The organism is Paenibacillus sp. FSL H8-0175, assembly GCF_045040615.1.
Taxonomy (GTDB): domain Bacteria; phylum Bacillota; class Bacilli; order Paenibacillales; family Paenibacillaceae; genus Paenibacillus_AQ; species Paenibacillus_AQ odorifer.
Genome location: NZ_CP150299.1, coordinates 2,230,982 through 2,246,363 on the forward strand (window position 1 = coordinate 2,230,982; position 15,382 = coordinate 2,246,363).

The following is a 15,382-nucleotide window of genomic DNA, read 5'->3' on the forward strand; positions in this document are numbered from 1 at the left end:
GCTGTTTTGTAAAAATCAAACTATATGGAAGACGGGGGAACCTATGGCTCAACGATTGCTTGTCATTGAAGACGAACCGACACTAGCCCGGCTGCTGTCCTATAACTTAACGCAGGAAGGTTACGAGGTGACGGTAGAGGATCATGGAACGGCAGGATATGATCGTGCGACGAGGGAACCTTTTGACTTGATCGTATTGGATCTGATGCTGCCAGGAATGAATGGCATTGACATCCTTGATAAATTGCGTGGACAAGGTATCCGCACACCTATTATCGTATTGACTGCTAAAAATGCTGAAGAAGATGTGGTTAGAGGGCTGAAATCCGGTGCTGATGATTATATAACCAAACCTTTTGGAGTATCCGAATTGCTTGCAAGAGTGAGCGCTGTATTGCGGCGGATCTCTGGTCTTGCTGAGGAGGCTCCACAAGAGACACCTATATCTGCTTCTACGATCATTCTGGGACAACTAGAAATCTATCCTGAGCGGTATGAAGTTTCCCTAGGTGGACATAGCATTAACCTGCGACCGAAAGAGTTCGAGGTATTGTTATATTTGGCTCGTAAACCAGGGGTAGTGCTGACAAGAGATGATCTTATGAACGCTGTATGGGGCTTTGATTATATTGGTGGACAGCGCACAGTTGATGTGCACGTAAGTTCACTTCGTAAAAAGCTTGAGCTAGATCCAGAATCCGTCCATATCGATTCCATTCGAGGTGTAGGTTATAAATTAGTTGTTAACAAAAAGAGAGCTCCGGTCATTTAGCATGGCTGGAGTTTTCTTCTTTATCCCGTTCATAAACAAGATTCAGGTGAGATTACACGCCGAATTGTAGGGAATACTATCACGTGGACTAATTCATCTTCACCAATTTTACATTGCGTTAACATTTCTCTCCAACTGTATTTACATTAAAAGCTTATTATGGAGAACGAAGATGATGAGAAGGAGACGTAAATACTAATGAAATCCATCATTGACATAGAGAAACTTGATCTCTACTATGAGTCATTTCACGCACTGAAGAATGTGAATCTGCAAATTCCGGAGAAACAGGTTACTGCTTTTATTGGACCTTCCGGTTGCGGAAAATCCACTCTGTTGCGCACGCTGAATCGTATGAATGATATGATTCCTGGTACACGTATTGAAGGAACTGTAAACATCGGCGGCAAAAATATTTATAGTGACGAGGTAGAGGTAGAAAGCCTGCGTAAGCAGGTGGGCATGGTATTCCAACAGCCCAATCCTTTTCCGAAGTCGATTTACGACAATGTAGCTTATGGTCCTCGCCTGCACGGCATTCGTTCAAAGAGCGAACTGGATGAGATTGTAGAGCAAAGTCTGCGTCATTCCGCGCTGTGGGAGGAAGTTAAAGATTTTCTGAAAAAATCTGCCCTTAGCTTGTCCGGCGGACAGCAGCAACGGCTGTGTATCGCCCGAGCTTTGGCAGTACAGCCGGATATTCTGCTCATGGATGAGGCAACGTCTGCACTTGATCCTGTGTCTACGCTCAAGATAGAGGAGCTTGTACAGGAATTAAGAAGTAAGTATACAATCGTTATGGTTACTCATAACATGCATCAGGCGGCACGTGTATCTGGTCGAACCGTGTTTTTCTTGAATGGTGTAATTGTAGAGGCGGCGGATACAGAGGTGTTGTTCTCGACTCCTAAGGATTCCCGCACCGAAGATTATATTTCTGGACGTTTCGGCTGATACGGGCTACAAGGGCGCTCGTCCTTGGAAATGGCAAGCTGACCATACATTAATGAGGAGGATCGCTCTTACTATGATTCGCAGAAAAGAATTTGATAAAGATTTGGAAGAGCTGCGCAGTCTGCTGCAGCAGATGGGTGAACATGTAATAGATGCTCTTGGTGGAGCAATTGTTGCTTTACAGAATCTTGATACTGTGCGCGCTCAGGAAATCATTAAAGCAGATTTGCAGCTGAATGCCATGGAAGATAAAATCATGGAAATTGGCTCACGGCTAATTATTACACAGCAGCCTGTAGCAAAAGATTTGCGCCGCATTATCGTTGCTTTCAAAATATCTAGCGATTTGGAACGTATGGGTGACTTGGCTATTGATGTTGCGAAAGCAACTATGCGCATCCATGGACAGCAGCTGATCAAGCCGCTTGTAGACATTCCACGTATGGCGGAAATTGTGACGACCATGATTGATGAGGCTATCCAGTCTTATCTGGATGAGAACACGGATCTGGCTTATAGAATGGCACAAGATGATGATCAGGTCGATCAATTATATGGTTCGATGATCAATGAGCTATATAGTTATATGGTGGCAAAACCGGATTCTGTATCCCAAGCTATGTTATTAACGCTGGTAGGCCGTTATATTGAACGGATTGCCGATCATGCGACTAACATTGGTGAGAGTGTTGTTTATCTGGTCACAGGCAGCCGTCCGGACTTGAATCAGTAATTTGCACTTACACAGCTTTTGTTATATCTTTAGTTAAACTAAGTAGCCGCCCTTTTAAAAGGGCGGCTACTTGTTGTATATCCTTAACATATCAGCTTATCCCACTGTTTAGGTTGGTAAAGCCGTTTCTACTTGTACAGGGCATATGGTAAGATGTAAGGAGTAAGCATGAAAAAGGCGAGGTGCACTATGGACAAGTTGATACTTATAGATGGAAACAATATTATTTACCGTGCTTTTTTTGCGATGCCCCCGCTGACGAATACAGCAGGGCAACAGACAAATGCGGTGTACGGATTTACAACGATGCTGCTTCGTTTAATCGAAGAACATAAACCGACACATATGATTGTCGCTTTCGATGCAGGGAAAGTTACTTTTCGGCATGAAGGTTATCAAGATTATAAGGGCGGCCGGCAAAAAACACCGCCGGAACTCTCCGAGCAGTTCCCTTTGTTGAAGGAATTGCTGACTAATTTAGGTGTACCGCAGTTTGAAATTGGCAATTATGAGGCTGATGATATTATTGGCACCATTTCACGCCAGGCGGATGAAGCGGGACGGCAGGTTATGATCGTGTCGGGAGACAAGGATATGTTGCAGCTGGCCTCTGAACATACGACCGTTGCTTTAATCCGCAAAGGGGTCACCGAAGTTGAGCTTTATGGGCCGGAACAAATCCGGGAGAAATATGACCTAACCCCTGAGCAGATCATTGATCTTAAAGGGCTGATGGGCGATGCAAGTGATAACATCCCGGGAGTACCCGGCGTAGGTGAGAAGACAGCTTTGAAGCTGCTGCATCAATTTGGATCAGTGGAAGGTGTCTTAGCTGGAACCGGTGAGCTAAAGGGTAAAATGAAAGAGAAACTGGAAACCCATGCGGAAGATGCGGTGATGAGTAAAAAATTAGCGACCATCTATCGTGAAGTACCGCTTGAGCATTCGTGGGAAGACATGGTCTTCAATGGAATTTCAGCGGATACAGCCGGACCAGCGCTTGCCAAGCTGGAATTTAAATCATTGTTGGAACGTTTGTCGCTTAGTGCTTATGCTCCTGTTGCCGAGGGTGAGGAGAGTGCAGCTGAAGTAGAAGCTGCGGCACTTGATATTACGATCGTAAGTGAAGAAGAACTTAAGGAGCTCAGTGAAGCCCTGGCTGATATTTCGGCGTTGCATGTGGAATCGTATGGAGATAATCCGCATCGTGCCGAGGTAATCGGAATAGGATTGTCCTCTCTGGAGCGGCATTACTATGTGCCGTTTGAATTACTGCATAAACCGGCCGCTGCGAAGCTGCGTGATTGGCTAGGAGATGAAAAGGCTCCGAAAAGTGGATATGATCTTCACCGCGCTGATTTGGCTCTACACTGGCAGGGAATTGCTTTTGCAGGTGCAGCCCATGATGTGCAGCTGGCGGCTTATTTGCTTGATCCTACGGAGGCTAATCAGAATCTAAATGATCTCACTGCTAAATACGGCTTGCCGCGGCTCTCTCCTGATGAAGAGGTATTTGGTAAAGGTGCCAAATACAAAATCCCTGAGCTTGAAGTTTTAGGAAATCACGTTGCACGAAAGAGTGCAACGGTTCTTGGAATCGCACAGAAGCAACAGCAGGAGCTGGTGGAGACCGCAATGACAGGGCTATTCGAGGATCTGGAAATGCCTTTGTCACGGATTTTGGCGGATATGGAGAAACAGGGGATTGCAGTCAATGCTGGTGATCTTAAAGAGCTTGGAAAAGAATTCGAGGCGCAAATTTCCAAATTGGTCAGTGAAATATACGAGATTTGTGGCACTGAGTTTAATTTGAACTCACCAAAGCAGCTGGGTGAAATCTTGTTTGTAAAGCTAGGTCTGCCTGTCGTCAAGAAGACGAAGACGGGTTATTCCACGGATGCCGAAGTGCTTGAGAAACTGGCGCCATACCACGATGTGGTGCGTTTGATTCTGCAATATCGCACAATTGCAAAGCTGCAATCTACCTACGTAGAGGGGCTGCTTAAAGAAATTTCCCCGAACACAGGGAAGGTGCATACATTCTATCGGCAGACAATTGCCGCTACAGGACGGCTTAGCAGCCAATTCCCGAACTTGCAAAATATCCCGATTCGTCTAGAGGAAGGACGCAAAATCCGCAAGGTATTCGTTCCGTCCGAACCGGGCTGGTCCATCTTAGCAGCCGACTATTCGCAGATCGAACTGCGTGTGCTGGCACATATTTCCGGTGATGAGCGGATGAAGGAAGCCTTTCTGCATGATATGGATATTCACACGAAGACAGCGATGGATGTGTTCGGTGTGACCGCAGAACAGGTGGACAGTAATATGCGCCGTGCCGCAAAAGCCGTTAACTTTGGGATCGTCTACGGGATCAGTGATTACGGTCTCTCGCAGAATCTGAATATTCCGCGTAAGGAAGCCGCGCAATTTATTGAACAGTATTTTGAGGTTTATCAGGGTGTGCGCCGCTATATGGACGATATTGTAGTGGAGGCACGAAAGTATGGTTATGTGACCACATTGCTCGAACGTCGCCGTTATCTGCCGGAGATTAATGCGAAGAACTTTAATCTGCGCTCTTTTGCGGAGCGGACAGCAATGAATACACCTATACAGGGAACAGCAGCGGATATAATCAAGCTGGCGATGGTGCATATGGACAAGGCGTTATTTGATCGTGGGCTTAAGAGCCGTATGCTGCTTCAAGTACACGATGAGCTTGTATTCGAGGTGCCAGAGGATGAAATGGAGCTTATGAAGACGCTTTTGCCGGAAGTAATGGGTGGAGCCCTAAAGTTATCTGTGCCGCTTAAGGCAGAGGTCAGCTTTGGAAGTAACTGGTACGAGGCGAAATAGACTCCCTTTAAGGTGTGCATATCAGCTATAATGTAGTTGAGGTGAAGACATCATGCCGGAATTACCGGAAGTAGAGACAGTCAAGAGAACACTTAATGAGTTAGTTAATGGAAAGCAGATAGAGAATGTAACCGTCCGGTTGGCGCGGATTATTCAGCGTCCGGATGATATTCAGGCTTTTGCCCACCTGCTGGCAGGTCATAGCATTGTAAAAGTTGAACGAAGAGGAAAGTTTTTGCGTATTGTGCTGGATGGTCTGGTGCTTGTGTCACATTTACGGATGGAAGGCCGTTACGGACTTTTTTCAAATGATGACCCACTGGACAAGCATACACATGTGATTTTTCATTTTACGGATGGAACTGAGCTGCGTTACACGGATGTTCGCCAATTCGGGACAATGCATCTTTTTCAGATGGGAGAAGATCTTCAGCTGCCGCCTTTAAATAAGCTGGGGCAGGAGCCGCTGGAGCCTTCTTTTACACCGGAGAGGTTTAAGCAGATCGTGTCCGGTAAAAGCACCAAAATTAAATCGCTGCTGCTTAATCAGGAATATATCGTCGGCATCGGCAATATTTATGTAGATGAGTCGTTGCACCGTGCGGGTATCCATCCTGAAGACAGCGCCAAAGCGCTCACGGACAATCAATTGGACAAGCTGCATCATGCTATTGTAAGCACGCTGGCCGAAGCGGTTAACGCCGGAGGTTCATCTGTTAAGTCATATGTTAATGGCCAAGGTGAGAGCGGTACGTATCAGCAGCAGCTATTGATTTACGGTCGTAAGGATCAGCCGTGTAGTAACTGCGGAACGATGATTGAGAAGACGGTTGTAGGCGGTCGTGGCACGCATTATTGTCCAAATTGCCAGCGTCCGACTGTTCACTGAATTTGTTGAAATAATAAGGTTGGCACCCACTACTTGTCCCGCCCATATACTGTGTGAAGAATGCTTAATAGAGAACGGAAGCTGAAACGATAAAATTTCAGTTTTCCGGTTCTTCACAGGAGGGATTGCGGGTGCTCAGCCCATTATTTTCACTGCTATTGCTAGCGTTTGCCTTGAGTTTGGATGGTTTTGGTGTAGGAATTACATATGGGCTGCGTAAAATGAAAATACCACTGCTCTCCGTTCTGATTATCTCGCTCTGTTCGGGGGTAGTTATCTGTGTATCGATGCAGGTTGGGGTTTTGCTTGCCAAGGTAGTGTCTCCGAATGCAGCTTCTATAGTTGGTGCAGTTATACTTGTGCTAATGGGGTGCTGGTCGCTTGTTCAGATGCTGATGCAGAAAGAGAAAGATGCAGATGGCGGACGTAAAGCTGAAACGGTAGATAAGGGCTCATTTTCCGAGCAGGCTTGGGCAGAGGTAGCTGCTGATTCTGAAGCGGGTACAGAACCTGTTATGAATGATGAACCGTTGAAATCAGCTGTTTTTTCACTTGAGCTTCGCCGTTTGGGGATCGTAGTACAGATCTTGCGTACCCCGTCTTCTGCGGATATGGATGCCTCAGGAAGCATCTCTTCGATGGAAGCGATGATACTGGGGATTGCGCTCTCTCTGGATGCTTTTGGGGCTGGACTTGGCGCAGCGCTGCTTGGCTTCAATCCGATATGGACATCACTTACAATAGCTTTGTTTAGTGGTACATTTCTATTGCTGGGTATGAAGACTGGACTTAGATTTGCCGGGAACTACTGGATGAAGCATGCTGCCGCATTACCAGCGTTATTATTAATTGCAATGGGAATACTGAAGCTATTATGAGGTGAGTACATGATTATAGGCTTAACCGGAGGAATCGCATCCGGAAAAAGCACAGTGTCTGCACTGCTTGTGAACAAGGGAGCGAGGCTGGTTGATGCCGATGTGATCGCCAGAGAAGTTATGCTTCCCGGGCATGAAGTGTTGGCTGCTGCTGCTAAGCAATTCGGAAAAGAGATCCTTTTTACGGATGGAACACTGAATAGGGCCAAATTAGGTGAAATCGTCTTTCAAGATCCTGTGGCCCTGCAAACCTTGAACAATTTGACGCATCCTGCTATCCGGCAGGAAATCAAAGACCGTATGTACAGCATGGAGCAGGAAGAGCCGAAGCGGCTTATTATTGTGGATATTCCGCTTCTTTTTGAATCAGGGCTTGAGACCCTGTTCCATGAGATTGTAGTAGTCTACGTTCCCCGTGAAATGCAAATTGCTCGATTAATGGAACGTAATAGGCTCTCTTTAGAAGAAGCAGAAGCGCGATTGAATGCACAGATGGATATTGAGCAGAAACGTAATAAAGCGGACTACATCATCGACAACAGTGGCGATCTTGCGTACACTGAGCAACAGGTTGCTGTGTTTTGGGACAGGCTGGGTTTATCATGAAATGGCTACGTAAAAAAAGAGTACTGCTTCTGCTATTTGTGGGTTTTACGGCAATATTGTTTCTGAGTACTAACTGGATGTCGTGGTTTTATCCCATCCATTTTAAAGATGAGATTCGCAAGCACAGCATCACTTATGAGATAGACCCGTTTCTTGTAACCGCGATTATTCGTGTAGAAACGAACTTCAAAACTGGACGAGAATCCAAAAAAGGCGCACTAGGGCTGATGCAGCTTATGCCGGATACCGCGAAGTGGGCGCTGGAAAAGGCCAAGCTTCCAAACGTATCTATGGAAGAACTCAAGCATGAGCCTTCGGCTAATATTGAACTGGGTACATGGTATCTTTCAACTTTATCCCGTCAGTTCGAAGGTAAACGTACAGCAATTATCGCAGCCTATAATGCTGGGCCCGGAAAAGTTCAACGCTGGTTGGACGAAGGGGTCTGGGATGGGACAGATGCAACCATTAAAGATATTCCCATTGGTGAAACCAGGCATTATGTACAGCGCGTTAATTATTACTATGATCAGTACACGGACATTTACAAAGAATTTTAATTTCTACCGTGTTATGTATAAAAAGAAGTATTAAACGACCTGTAGGTCGTTTAATACTTCTTCAAAAAGCTTATGTTGGTCAGGTTATTTGTATTGACCTGCCAGTTGTTGTTCTGCCAGGGTTACAAGACGTTTAGTGATGTAACCACCGATCGAACCATTTTCATAAGAAGTTTTATTGCCTTGGTAACCATCTGGGGAAAGCGTGATTCCTAGTTCTTGGGCAACTTCGTATTTAAGTTGTTCCAAGGCACCGCGGGAATTTGGAGCTACAAGGTTATTGGAGTTGTTGCTTTGGCTCATTGCTGTTCACCTCCTCTGTTGGTAACTGTATTATGTGCCGGACTTGCCATTATCATTACAAGAAAAAAACGGTGATTTCTGGAAATAATAAAAAAGCCGTTCAAAAGCCGGATTTATAACGTGCCGGGACCCATACCATTATGTAATAGGAAGTGATGAAGCTTATGAAATGCCCTTACTGCGATCACACAAATACTAAAGTGCTGGACTCGCGACCAGCGAATGAAAATAAGTCAATCCGTCGTAGGCGTGAATGTGAGCGTTGCAGCAAACGTTTCACTACTTTTGAAATGATTGAAGAAACGCCACTCATTGTAATTAAAAAAGACGGCAGCCGTGAGGAATTTAGTCGTGATAAAATACTCCGCGGTCTCATCCGTGCTTGTGAGAAACGGCCGGTTTCTGTGGAACGTCTAGAAAAGATCGTGTCCGAGGTTGAGAAATCTCTGCGCGGCATCGCCGTTGCGGAAGTGGAAAGCCAACAGATTGGTGAATTCGTGATGGAGCAGCTCTACCCAGTAGATGAAGTGGCTTACGTTCGTTTTGCGTCCGTATATCGCCAGTTCAAGGATATTAATATGTTCATGAAGGAACTCAAGGGGCTGCTATCCAAGAGTACGGGAGAATTAGAGGGATTATAGGGTTTTGTCCAGTTAGGGCGTACAGCAAATCTTAGGGTCTGTTAGGAGTGCTTGTACTGGTTTGTTTCCTCTGAGTTTTGAGCGGGGAATTTGAGTGGAAAAATGATTTTTAAAAAAAGTGTTGACATAGAGGGCGATTTTTTATATTATATAGAAGTCGCCTACGACGCTTGAGTTTATCGGAACAACTCAATTACGACCAAACTAAAATTAAAAAATGTGTGATTTCATACATCTGAAATTTCAGTTTGGGGCCATAGCTCAGCTGGGAGAGCGCATCGCTGGCAGCGATGAGGTCAGGGGTTCGATCCCCCTTGGCTCCACCAAACATCATATGGACTCTTAGCTCAGTTGGTAGAGCAGTAGACTCTTAATCTATTTGTCCAGGGTTCGAGCCCCTGAGAGTCCATCCTAAAGAAACGGCAGAAATGCCGTTTTTTTGCTGTTTGGGGAAGAGTGACTTTTTATTTGGTTTTGATCGTGGTATAGTTTGGGTAGATAAAACGTACAATGCAAAGAGAGTCGTGCGGAAACACGACTCCCAGTGCAATAGCCGCTTTTAAGGGCGGCGGCTTCGGAAGTTTAGTCAGGAAATAGACCGCATTCCTTTGCGAGAGGGCGGTCTATTTCTTTTTGAGGTAGTTGAGCAGTGCAATAATGAACATGCCGAACATGAACATCAATGACAATTGCTGACTCCAATTACAGACAATCCATATCTAAAGAAACAGCAAGATGCTGTTTCTTTTTTTGTTCCCATTTATTAATTATCATTAAATCCATTAAACTCCTGAAGCATTTGGATAAAGGTTTCAAGCTGTTGATTATCCCATTGAGCTATGCGCTCATAAAATATGAATTCCTTATCCTGCAGCGCATCAAAGGTTTTTTGTCGTCCAAGTTCAGTGAGTGTAAGAAGGATGGCTCGACGATCATTAGGAGAATCTTCTCTTCTAACATAACCCAAATTTTCGAGTTGCTTGATGAGACGGCTGACTGAACTACGATCCATAGCCGTTGATTCTGCCAACACAGAGGCGCTTGTTGGTCCATAAGAGTACAGCCAACGGACTATATGGAAAGCAGCAGGCTGTATAGATGAATCGAATGCGGCAGCAGTTCTGACATTTAGGGCATGCGAAGCGCTAATGAGAGCACTAATTTGTCCACCTAGCTTCAGTTCTAATTGTCCTCTCAACGTGTCTTTACGTTCAGTATTCATTGTTTTAACCACCTACCCTTGTATTTTAAAGTTGTCATACATCTATTTAGTTGACATATGTCAATCATCAACATATAGTTGATATATATCAATTATATGACTTGGACAATACGCTGTCAAAATGAAATTGCCCCTGATGAATTCCTGATATAAAGGAGAATGTAGATGATGACAAAGCCGATTATTGTAATTACTGGAGCTACAAGCGGTTTGGGACAACTCGTTGCACTTGAAATGGCTAAGCGAGGTGCCCATCTTGTTCTGACTGCAAGGAGTAAAACTCGTTCGGAAGTAACTGAAAAAATGATAAAGGAGAGCGTACCAGCAGCCAAAATTAGTTTTTTCTACGGAGATTTATCCTCAATGAGGGATGTCACTAGGTTAGGACAAGAAATATCTAGTGTTTTTCCGAAGATAGACGTGTTAATAAATAACGCAGGACTTCATGGGTTTGAACAGCGGATAACTGCCGATGGATTCTCAGAAATGATGGCTGTGAACTATTTTGCACCATGGTTATTGACACATACCTTAGAACGTTCTTTGAGAGCAGCAGGAAGTGCAAAAATCATAAATGTTGCTTCAGAAGCTTCACGCCGTCATGGAGTACTAAAGTTGCCAGGAGATTTGCTCAATACAGCTTCTTTTACTTCCAGAGGATCTTCTGAGATTTATGGGAAAACCAAACTGTTAAATATTATGTTTACCAGTGAGCTTGCACGCCGCTGGGCAGGCACGGGAATCAGTGTTCATGCATTGAATCCGGGTTTTAACGTTACAGGTCTCGGGCGTGAACTTTGGTTTTCTTCGTTGCTTAAGCACTTATTGAATTTCTTTCGTATTGGCGATCCTCGTAAAGGAGCGGAGATCATTATTCGTTTAATGACCGATCCTAAGTATCAAGAGAGCAGTGGGGGATATTTTAACGTTGGGACAGGCAATCCCATTGTACCCGTACAACCGGGAGGAGATAAGGTAATGGAAAATAAATTATGGAACGATACGCGAGACATTTTGCAGCAGAAAGGTTTATTTGGAAACTGATTTAATTAGTGAAACTAACCTCATGTCCGTTCGAATCACCCATTCATGATCCTGCGGACTGTATAGCTCTTATTTTCTTTATTTAATGAAATTAGTCGAGTGATCGGACCGTATCGCACTTATTCCCTCATCAGTAGCAGTATTTTGCTTTTAAAAGACTAGATAAGTGCGTAGGAGTCCGATAGCTTGGGAAAACGCCTCATAATGAGAAAATAAGAGCACCTCGGTCCGTTGTATCTCAACCTTCCGCCAGTCCGACATTTTATAGTACTACGATCAGAAATAGACCGATCCCTTGTGAGAGAGGGCGGTCTATTTTACCGTTCCCGTTAGTTACCGTATTCCTTCAAAAGCGTACCTCACCAACTGCTGCACATAAGCATCGTCTATGGGTTGGCCGGTCACCAGCAAGCGGTAGAATATCGGCCCGTAAATAAGATCGGTAACAACTTCAATATCGAGATTATCGTTCAATTCCCCGCGCTGAACACCTCGTTCCATAAGCAGCCGTGCCTCAAGCCGGCGAGGCTGGAAATATCGGGTCCGATAAGCTTCCGCCAAGCCTGAATCCATCTGTCCTTCGCCAATGATCTCCGTAATGATTTTACCCTCTCGACTAATCAGGAACCGGGATAAGTTCGTTGCATGCATGAGAATATCATCGAATACTGAACCTGCGTCAGGTACGGGCAGTCTGTCCGCAGCGGAGGATAGGAATCCATCCATCACCACGGCAGCCTTGTTAGGCCACCATTTATATATCGTAGCTTTGCTGACCTTGGCACGATCCGCTATTTTTTCCACCGTAACTGCTCCAAAACCATTTTCCAATAACAAATCATAGGAAGCGGAAAGAATAGACTTCTCCGTCTCAACATTACGCGGACGTCCTCGTTTACTCTCCATCTGAAATCACCCTTTCGTTAATCTGTCTCCAATCAAAATATAAACTATACGTTCAGTATACTAAAAAAATCTGGAAAAATAAATGACCATCGCCTATTTACAAAACGATACGTTCAGTATATTATTTAAACATGAATTAGTGAACTGAACGTATAGTATTTAAATTATTATGATCATCTGAGGAGGATTCACATGCAAAAAGAACAAGCGGCGAAAGAGAACCACATATCAAGTTGGATGATGTTTATGTTAGCAGCGGCATGCGGGCTTATCGTGGCCAATCTTTATTATGCTCAAACCCTTGTCGGACCTATCAGTGTCTCGACAGGACTTTCTTCTACAGCCGCAGGCTTGATCGTCACTTTAACTCAAATCGGTTATGTTGTAGGTTTGTTATTTATCGTGCCGCTGAGTGACATTGTTGAGAATCGGCGTCTCACGATAATCACGTTAATGGTTGCAGTGGGTGCATTGCTGGTTGCAGCTTTCGCAGCTAATGCGCCTTTGTTCCTGACAGCATCTTTGTTTATAGGAACCGGTTCTGTGGTAGCTCAAATCCTGGTGCCTTATGCCACCTATTTAGCGTCTGAAGAGCAGCGTGGGCGTGTGGTTGGTAATGTTATGAGTGGACTCTTACTTGGTATTATGTTTGCCCGGCCCGTGGCAAGCTTTATCACCAGCATCTGGGGATGGCAAGCCGTTTTTATTTTTTCAGCGGTCGTCATCACGTTGTTAGCCATTCTGCTGTCGCGATTTCTTCCTGAACGTAAACCTGCACCTTCGGTAAGCTATAGTAAATTAATTGTCTCTTTAGGCACCCTTTTAAAACAAACGCCTATATTGCGCCGACGTGCCTTATATCAAGCTTGTTTATTTGGAGCTTTTAGTCTCTTTTGGACGGTGGTTCCGTTGCGGTTGGCGGATGATTTTGGAATGTCGCAGCAAGGGATCGCATGGTTTGCTTTAGTAGGTGTTGGTGGGGCTGTAGCCGCGCCGATTGCTGGAAGACTGGCAGATAAAGGTTGGAGCAAATGGTTAACCGGGCTGGCCATGATCATTGCCACCTTGTCTTTTTTACTAATTCATCTTTTCCATAGCCACTCAACTTTTGCTCTCATCCTGCTCTTTATTTCCGCGATTACATTGGATATGGCCGTATCCGGAAATCTTGTACTCGGACAGCGTGTGATTTATTCATTGGGAAGTGAAGCGAGGGGACGTCTTAATGGGATCTTTATGGCGATTTTCTTCGTGGGTGGAGCCGTTGGATCATCTTTGGGTGGTTGGGCTTATGCCTATGGGGGATGGACCTTCGCCTCACTCATCGGAGTGATCCTGCCGCTATTGGCTTTGGTTTACTTTTTCACTGAAAAAAGATCAACTAAAGCTGTTGAATAAATCCTTGCTTTAAGAGTGGGGGTTAGGCTTACGGCAGAATAGACCGCTACCTTTGGTTAGGGCGGTCTATTTCTTTTTGAGGTAATAACGCTTGATAAACGTTAGTTATGCTCCGCTAACTGCACCTCAAACCCGTCCGGGTCCAGGATATAAAAGAACCGCAGGTGGGGATTGGGTGCGATTGGTCCGCGCGCTACTGGGATACCTTGGCTTTTTAAACTCTCCATCGCTTCATCAAGTGACTCCACTTCGAAACCCACAGAAACGCCACATTCCGGCTTCAAAGCCGGGTCACTTCCCTGAATAAGCTCGATCTTGGGTTGCCCCTCCAGACCTAACATGACGATCTGTTTTCCACTGCTCTCAAATCTACGCTCAATGGGTAGCCCCAGTATCCGGTTATAAAAATGAAGGGAAGCCTCCAGATCGCGGACCCGAAGCGTAATCCAATTCATACTCAATTTCATGGTTTTATAGTCTCCTCTGATGAATATTCTATATCGTATATTATACGCTATCATCTTGCCCGGAAACAGGGAGAATGGGAAATCAAGAACGTTTAATGAGGATAAAAGCCCGCAAAATCAGCTGTGCAACCAGTGGTTGACAGTATGTAAGGGGAGATAGGTAGTCAATTACAGAACGTTATAATATGATGAGCATGAGGTGATGGCGAATGGACTTTGCAAATAAATTGCAAAGCTATAGGAAACAGAGAGGAATGTCCCAGGAGAACTTGGCGGAGGTGATTGGTGTTTCGCGGCAAGCCGTGTCTAAGTGGGAATCAGGTCAATCCTATCCCGAAATGGATAAGATGATTAGTTTAAGTGAATTATTTCACGTAAGTTTGGATCATCTGGTGAAGGATGCTTCAAGCGATACCAGAGCAGAGCATGTCGCAAGCCCCGTATATGTAGATCTGAATTCCTTGTTTCATTATGAGTACAAAAGTAAGAGAACATGCTTTGGAATTCCTCTGGTTCATATCCATATCGGACGGGGGCTATACGTTGCCAAAGGGGTTATTGCCATAGGTAATGTTGCGATTGGTGCGGTATCCATTGGTATTGTTGCTTTGGGCGGATTATGTTTAGGTGCGCTTGCTCTAGGACTCATCAGTTTTGCAGGTCTGGCTCTAGGGCTTTTGTTAGCCGTTGGGGGCATTGCGGCGGGTACAATGGCCGTTGGTGGAATAGCATTGGGAATATTTGCTGTTGGAGGTTTAGCTGTAGGTATGTTCTCCTTGGGTGGTCTCTCTATCGCTTCCCATATTGCAATGGGTGGGTATGCAAGCGGGCATATAGCTATAGGGGATACCGTAAAAGGTGCTTATACCTTTATTACTCAAGATAATAATTTCAACGACATCAAGGGGGAGGAGGTAAGAAAGTTAATTCAGCAAGAATATCCACATCTTTGGAAACCCATTGTGCAGGTAATTATTTCAATTTTCAAATAGCTGATTAATTTGCGGAAATTTCTTTACGGTTGTTTCATATGGATATAATTTGGGTAATAAACGACTGGCGTTTGTCATATATTGATCCGGCAAAAATACTTGTTGCTCAGCAACAAGTATTTTGATTTTGTGTTGGATATTTGTGAAAATATAAAACC

At 44.7% G+C, this 15,382-nt stretch carries 17 protein-coding genes and 2 tRNA genes; 14 read left to right on the forward strand and 5 right to left on the reverse strand.

Annotated elements, in window-relative coordinates:
• Window positions 1-43 precede the first annotated feature (43 nt).
• From MHH46_RS09515 to MHH46_RS09550, 8 genes are all read left to right on the forward strand, one after another.
• The gene (locus MHH46_RS09515; protein ID WP_036678951.1) at window positions 44-772 is read left to right on the forward strand and encodes a response regulator transcription factor; all 729 of its coding nucleotides are present in this window, start codon (window positions 44-46) and stop codon (window positions 770-772) included.
• A 198-nt stretch (window positions 773-970) separates the two neighbouring features.
• Window positions 971-1,726 carry a phosphate ABC transporter ATP-binding protein PstB gene (pstB, locus tag MHH46_RS09520; RefSeq protein WP_036678954.1) on the forward strand — a complete coding sequence of 252 codons (756 nt, stop codon included), beginning with the start codon at window positions 971-973 and terminating at the stop codon, window positions 1,724-1,726.
• Between the two features lie 73 nt (window positions 1,727-1,799).
• Complete coding sequence (gene phoU, locus MHH46_RS09525; protein ID WP_036678957.1) at window positions 1,800-2,459, forward strand: phosphate signaling complex protein PhoU; 660 nt, start codon at window positions 1,800-1,802, stop codon at window positions 2,457-2,459.
• 189 nt (window positions 2,460-2,648) lie between these two features.
• Window positions 2,649-5,318: a DNA polymerase I gene (polA, locus tag MHH46_RS09530; RefSeq protein ID WP_076191179.1), complete on the forward strand. Its 2,670-nt coding sequence runs from the start codon at window positions 2,649-2,651 to the stop codon at window positions 5,316-5,318.
• 52 nt (window positions 5,319-5,370) lie between these two features.
• Window positions 5,371-6,207 carry a DNA-formamidopyrimidine glycosylase gene (gene mutM / locus MHH46_RS09535; protein ID WP_076124923.1) on the forward strand — a complete coding sequence of 279 codons (837 nt, stop codon included), beginning with the start codon at window positions 5,371-5,373 and terminating at the stop codon, window positions 6,205-6,207.
• 131 nt (window positions 6,208-6,338) lie between these two features.
• Complete coding sequence (locus tag MHH46_RS09540; RefSeq protein ID WP_076124925.1) at window positions 6,339-7,085, forward strand: manganese efflux pump; 747 nt, start codon at window positions 6,339-6,341, stop codon at window positions 7,083-7,085.
• A 9-nt stretch (window positions 7,086-7,094) separates the two neighbouring features.
• A complete protein-coding gene (gene coaE, locus MHH46_RS09545) occupies window positions 7,095-7,691 on the forward strand; it encodes a dephospho-CoA kinase (RefSeq protein WP_076191181.1) in 597 nt (198 codons plus the stop codon).
• Window positions 7,688-8,251 carry a lytic transglycosylase domain-containing protein gene (locus MHH46_RS09550; RefSeq protein WP_076124928.1) on the forward strand — a complete coding sequence of 188 codons (564 nt, stop codon included), beginning with the start codon at window positions 7,688-7,690 and terminating at the stop codon, window positions 8,249-8,251. The genes coaE and MHH46_RS09550 overlap by 4 nt, the downstream gene beginning before the upstream one ends.
• Before the next feature lie 84 nt (window positions 8,252-8,335).
• Here MHH46_RS09550 and MHH46_RS09555 read toward each other — a convergent pair whose 3' ends face one another.
• Window positions 8,336-8,554, reverse strand: a complete 219-nt coding sequence (locus MHH46_RS09555; protein WP_036678974.1) for an alpha/beta-type small acid-soluble spore protein — start codon at window positions 8,552-8,554, stop codon at window positions 8,336-8,338.
• Between the two features lie 164 nt (window positions 8,555-8,718).
• Here MHH46_RS09555 and nrdR point away from each other — a divergent pair, with 164 nt between their 5' ends.
• The 3 genes from nrdR to MHH46_RS09570 all read left to right on the forward strand — a co-directional run bounded on the left by nrdR (window position 8,719) and on the right by MHH46_RS09570 (window position 9,604).
• Window positions 8,719-9,195: a transcriptional regulator NrdR gene (gene nrdR, locus MHH46_RS09560; protein WP_036678976.1), complete on the forward strand. Its 477-nt coding sequence runs from the start codon at window positions 8,719-8,721 to the stop codon at window positions 9,193-9,195.
• A gap of 250 nt (window positions 9,196-9,445) precedes the next feature.
• Window positions 9,446-9,521 (forward strand) — tRNA-Ala (locus MHH46_RS09565).
• Between the two features lie 10 nt (window positions 9,522-9,531).
• A tRNA-Lys gene (locus tag MHH46_RS09570) sits at window positions 9,532-9,604 on the forward strand.
• A gap of 214 nt (window positions 9,605-9,818) precedes the next feature.
• Here MHH46_RS09570 and MHH46_RS09575 read toward each other — a convergent pair.
• Together MHH46_RS09575 and MHH46_RS09580 are read right to left on the reverse strand one after the other, a co-directional pair.
• Window positions 9,819-9,884, reverse strand: coding sequence for a putative holin-like toxin (locus MHH46_RS09575; RefSeq protein ID WP_367946865.1), 66 nt, complete (start codon window positions 9,882-9,884; stop codon window positions 9,819-9,821).
• A gap of 74 nt (window positions 9,885-9,958) precedes the next feature.
• On the reverse strand, window positions 9,959-10,417 hold the full coding sequence (locus MHH46_RS09580; protein WP_076191189.1) for a MarR family winged helix-turn-helix transcriptional regulator: 459 nt from the start codon (window positions 10,415-10,417) through the stop codon (window positions 9,959-9,961).
• A 165-nt stretch (window positions 10,418-10,582) separates the two neighbouring features.
• On the opposite strand from MHH46_RS09580, the gene MHH46_RS09585 reads away from it, so the two are divergent.
• Window positions 10,583-11,461, forward strand: coding sequence for an SDR family NAD(P)-dependent oxidoreductase (locus MHH46_RS09585; RefSeq protein ID WP_076191192.1), 879 nt, complete (start codon window positions 10,583-10,585; stop codon window positions 11,459-11,461).
• Between the two features lie 333 nt (window positions 11,462-11,794).
• On the opposite strand, the gene MHH46_RS09590 is transcribed toward MHH46_RS09585, so the two are convergent.
• Entirely contained in the window at window positions 11,795-12,367 is a 573-nt protein-coding gene (locus MHH46_RS09590) for a TetR/AcrR family transcriptional regulator (protein ID WP_076191195.1), read from the reverse strand.
• Between the two features lie 192 nt (window positions 12,368-12,559).
• Between MHH46_RS09590 and MHH46_RS09595 the strand changes: the two genes are divergently transcribed.
• A complete protein-coding gene (locus MHH46_RS09595) occupies window positions 12,560-13,765 on the forward strand; it encodes an MFS transporter (RefSeq protein ID WP_076184292.1) in 1,206 nt (401 codons plus the stop codon).
• 101 nt (window positions 13,766-13,866) lie between these two features.
• On the opposite strand, the gene MHH46_RS09600 is transcribed toward MHH46_RS09595, so the two are convergent.
• The gene (locus MHH46_RS09600) at window positions 13,867-14,232 is read right to left on the reverse strand and encodes a VOC family protein (RefSeq protein WP_051491055.1); all 366 of its coding nucleotides are present in this window, start codon (window positions 14,230-14,232) and stop codon (window positions 13,867-13,869) included.
• A gap of 209 nt (window positions 14,233-14,441) precedes the next feature.
• Between MHH46_RS09600 and MHH46_RS09605 the strand changes: the two genes are divergently transcribed.
• Window positions 14,442-15,224, forward strand: a complete 783-nt coding sequence (locus MHH46_RS09605) for a helix-turn-helix domain-containing protein (protein WP_076184293.1) — start codon at window positions 14,442-14,444, stop codon at window positions 15,222-15,224.
• Window positions 15,225-15,382: the final 158 nt, after the last annotated feature.

What these genes read in the sequence shown, in the direction of transcription:
- MHH46_RS09515 (WP_036678951.1), top strand. Translation starts at nt 44, where the DNA reads ATGGCTCAACGATTGCTTGTCATTGAAGACGAACCGACACTAGCCCGG.
- pstB (WP_036678954.1), top strand. Translation starts at nt 971, where the DNA reads ATGAAATCCATCATTGACATAGAGAAACTTGATCTCTACTATGAGTCA.
- phoU (WP_036678957.1), top strand. Translation starts at nt 1,800, where the DNA reads ATGATTCGCAGAAAAGAATTTGATAAAGATTTGGAAGAGCTGCGCAGT.
- polA (WP_076191179.1), top strand. Translation starts at nt 2,649, where the DNA reads ATGGACAAGTTGATACTTATAGATGGAAACAATATTATTTACCGTGCT.
- mutM (WP_076124923.1), top strand. Translation starts at nt 5,371, where the DNA reads ATGCCGGAATTACCGGAAGTAGAGACAGTCAAGAGAACACTTAATGAG.
- coaE (WP_076191181.1), top strand. Translation starts at nt 7,095, where the DNA reads ATGATTATAGGCTTAACCGGAGGAATCGCATCCGGAAAAAGCACAGTG.
- MHH46_RS09550 (WP_076124928.1), top strand. Translation starts at nt 7,688, where the DNA reads ATGAAATGGCTACGTAAAAAAAGAGTACTGCTTCTGCTATTTGTGGGT.
- MHH46_RS09555 (WP_036678974.1), bottom strand. Translation starts at nt 8,554, where the DNA reads ATGAGCCAAAGCAACAACTCCAATAACCTTGTAGCTCCAAATTCCCGC.
- nrdR (WP_036678976.1), top strand. Translation starts at nt 8,719, where the DNA reads ATGAAATGCCCTTACTGCGATCACACAAATACTAAAGTGCTGGACTCG.
- MHH46_RS09580 (WP_076191189.1), bottom strand. Translation starts at nt 10,417, where the DNA reads ATGAATACTGAACGTAAAGACACGTTGAGAGGACAATTAGAACTGAAG.
- MHH46_RS09585 (WP_076191192.1), top strand. Translation starts at nt 10,583, where the DNA reads ATGATGACAAAGCCGATTATTGTAATTACTGGAGCTACAAGCGGTTTG.
- MHH46_RS09590 (WP_076191195.1), bottom strand. Translation starts at nt 12,367, where the DNA reads ATGGAGAGTAAACGAGGACGTCCGCGTAATGTTGAGACGGAGAAGTCT.
- MHH46_RS09595 (WP_076184292.1), top strand. Translation starts at nt 12,560, where the DNA reads ATGCAAAAAGAACAAGCGGCGAAAGAGAACCACATATCAAGTTGGATG.
- MHH46_RS09600 (WP_051491055.1), bottom strand. Translation starts at nt 14,232, where the DNA reads ATGAAATTGAGTATGAATTGGATTACGCTTCGGGTCCGCGATCTGGAG.
- MHH46_RS09605 (WP_076184293.1), top strand. Translation starts at nt 14,442, where the DNA reads ATGGACTTTGCAAATAAATTGCAAAGCTATAGGAAACAGAGAGGAATG.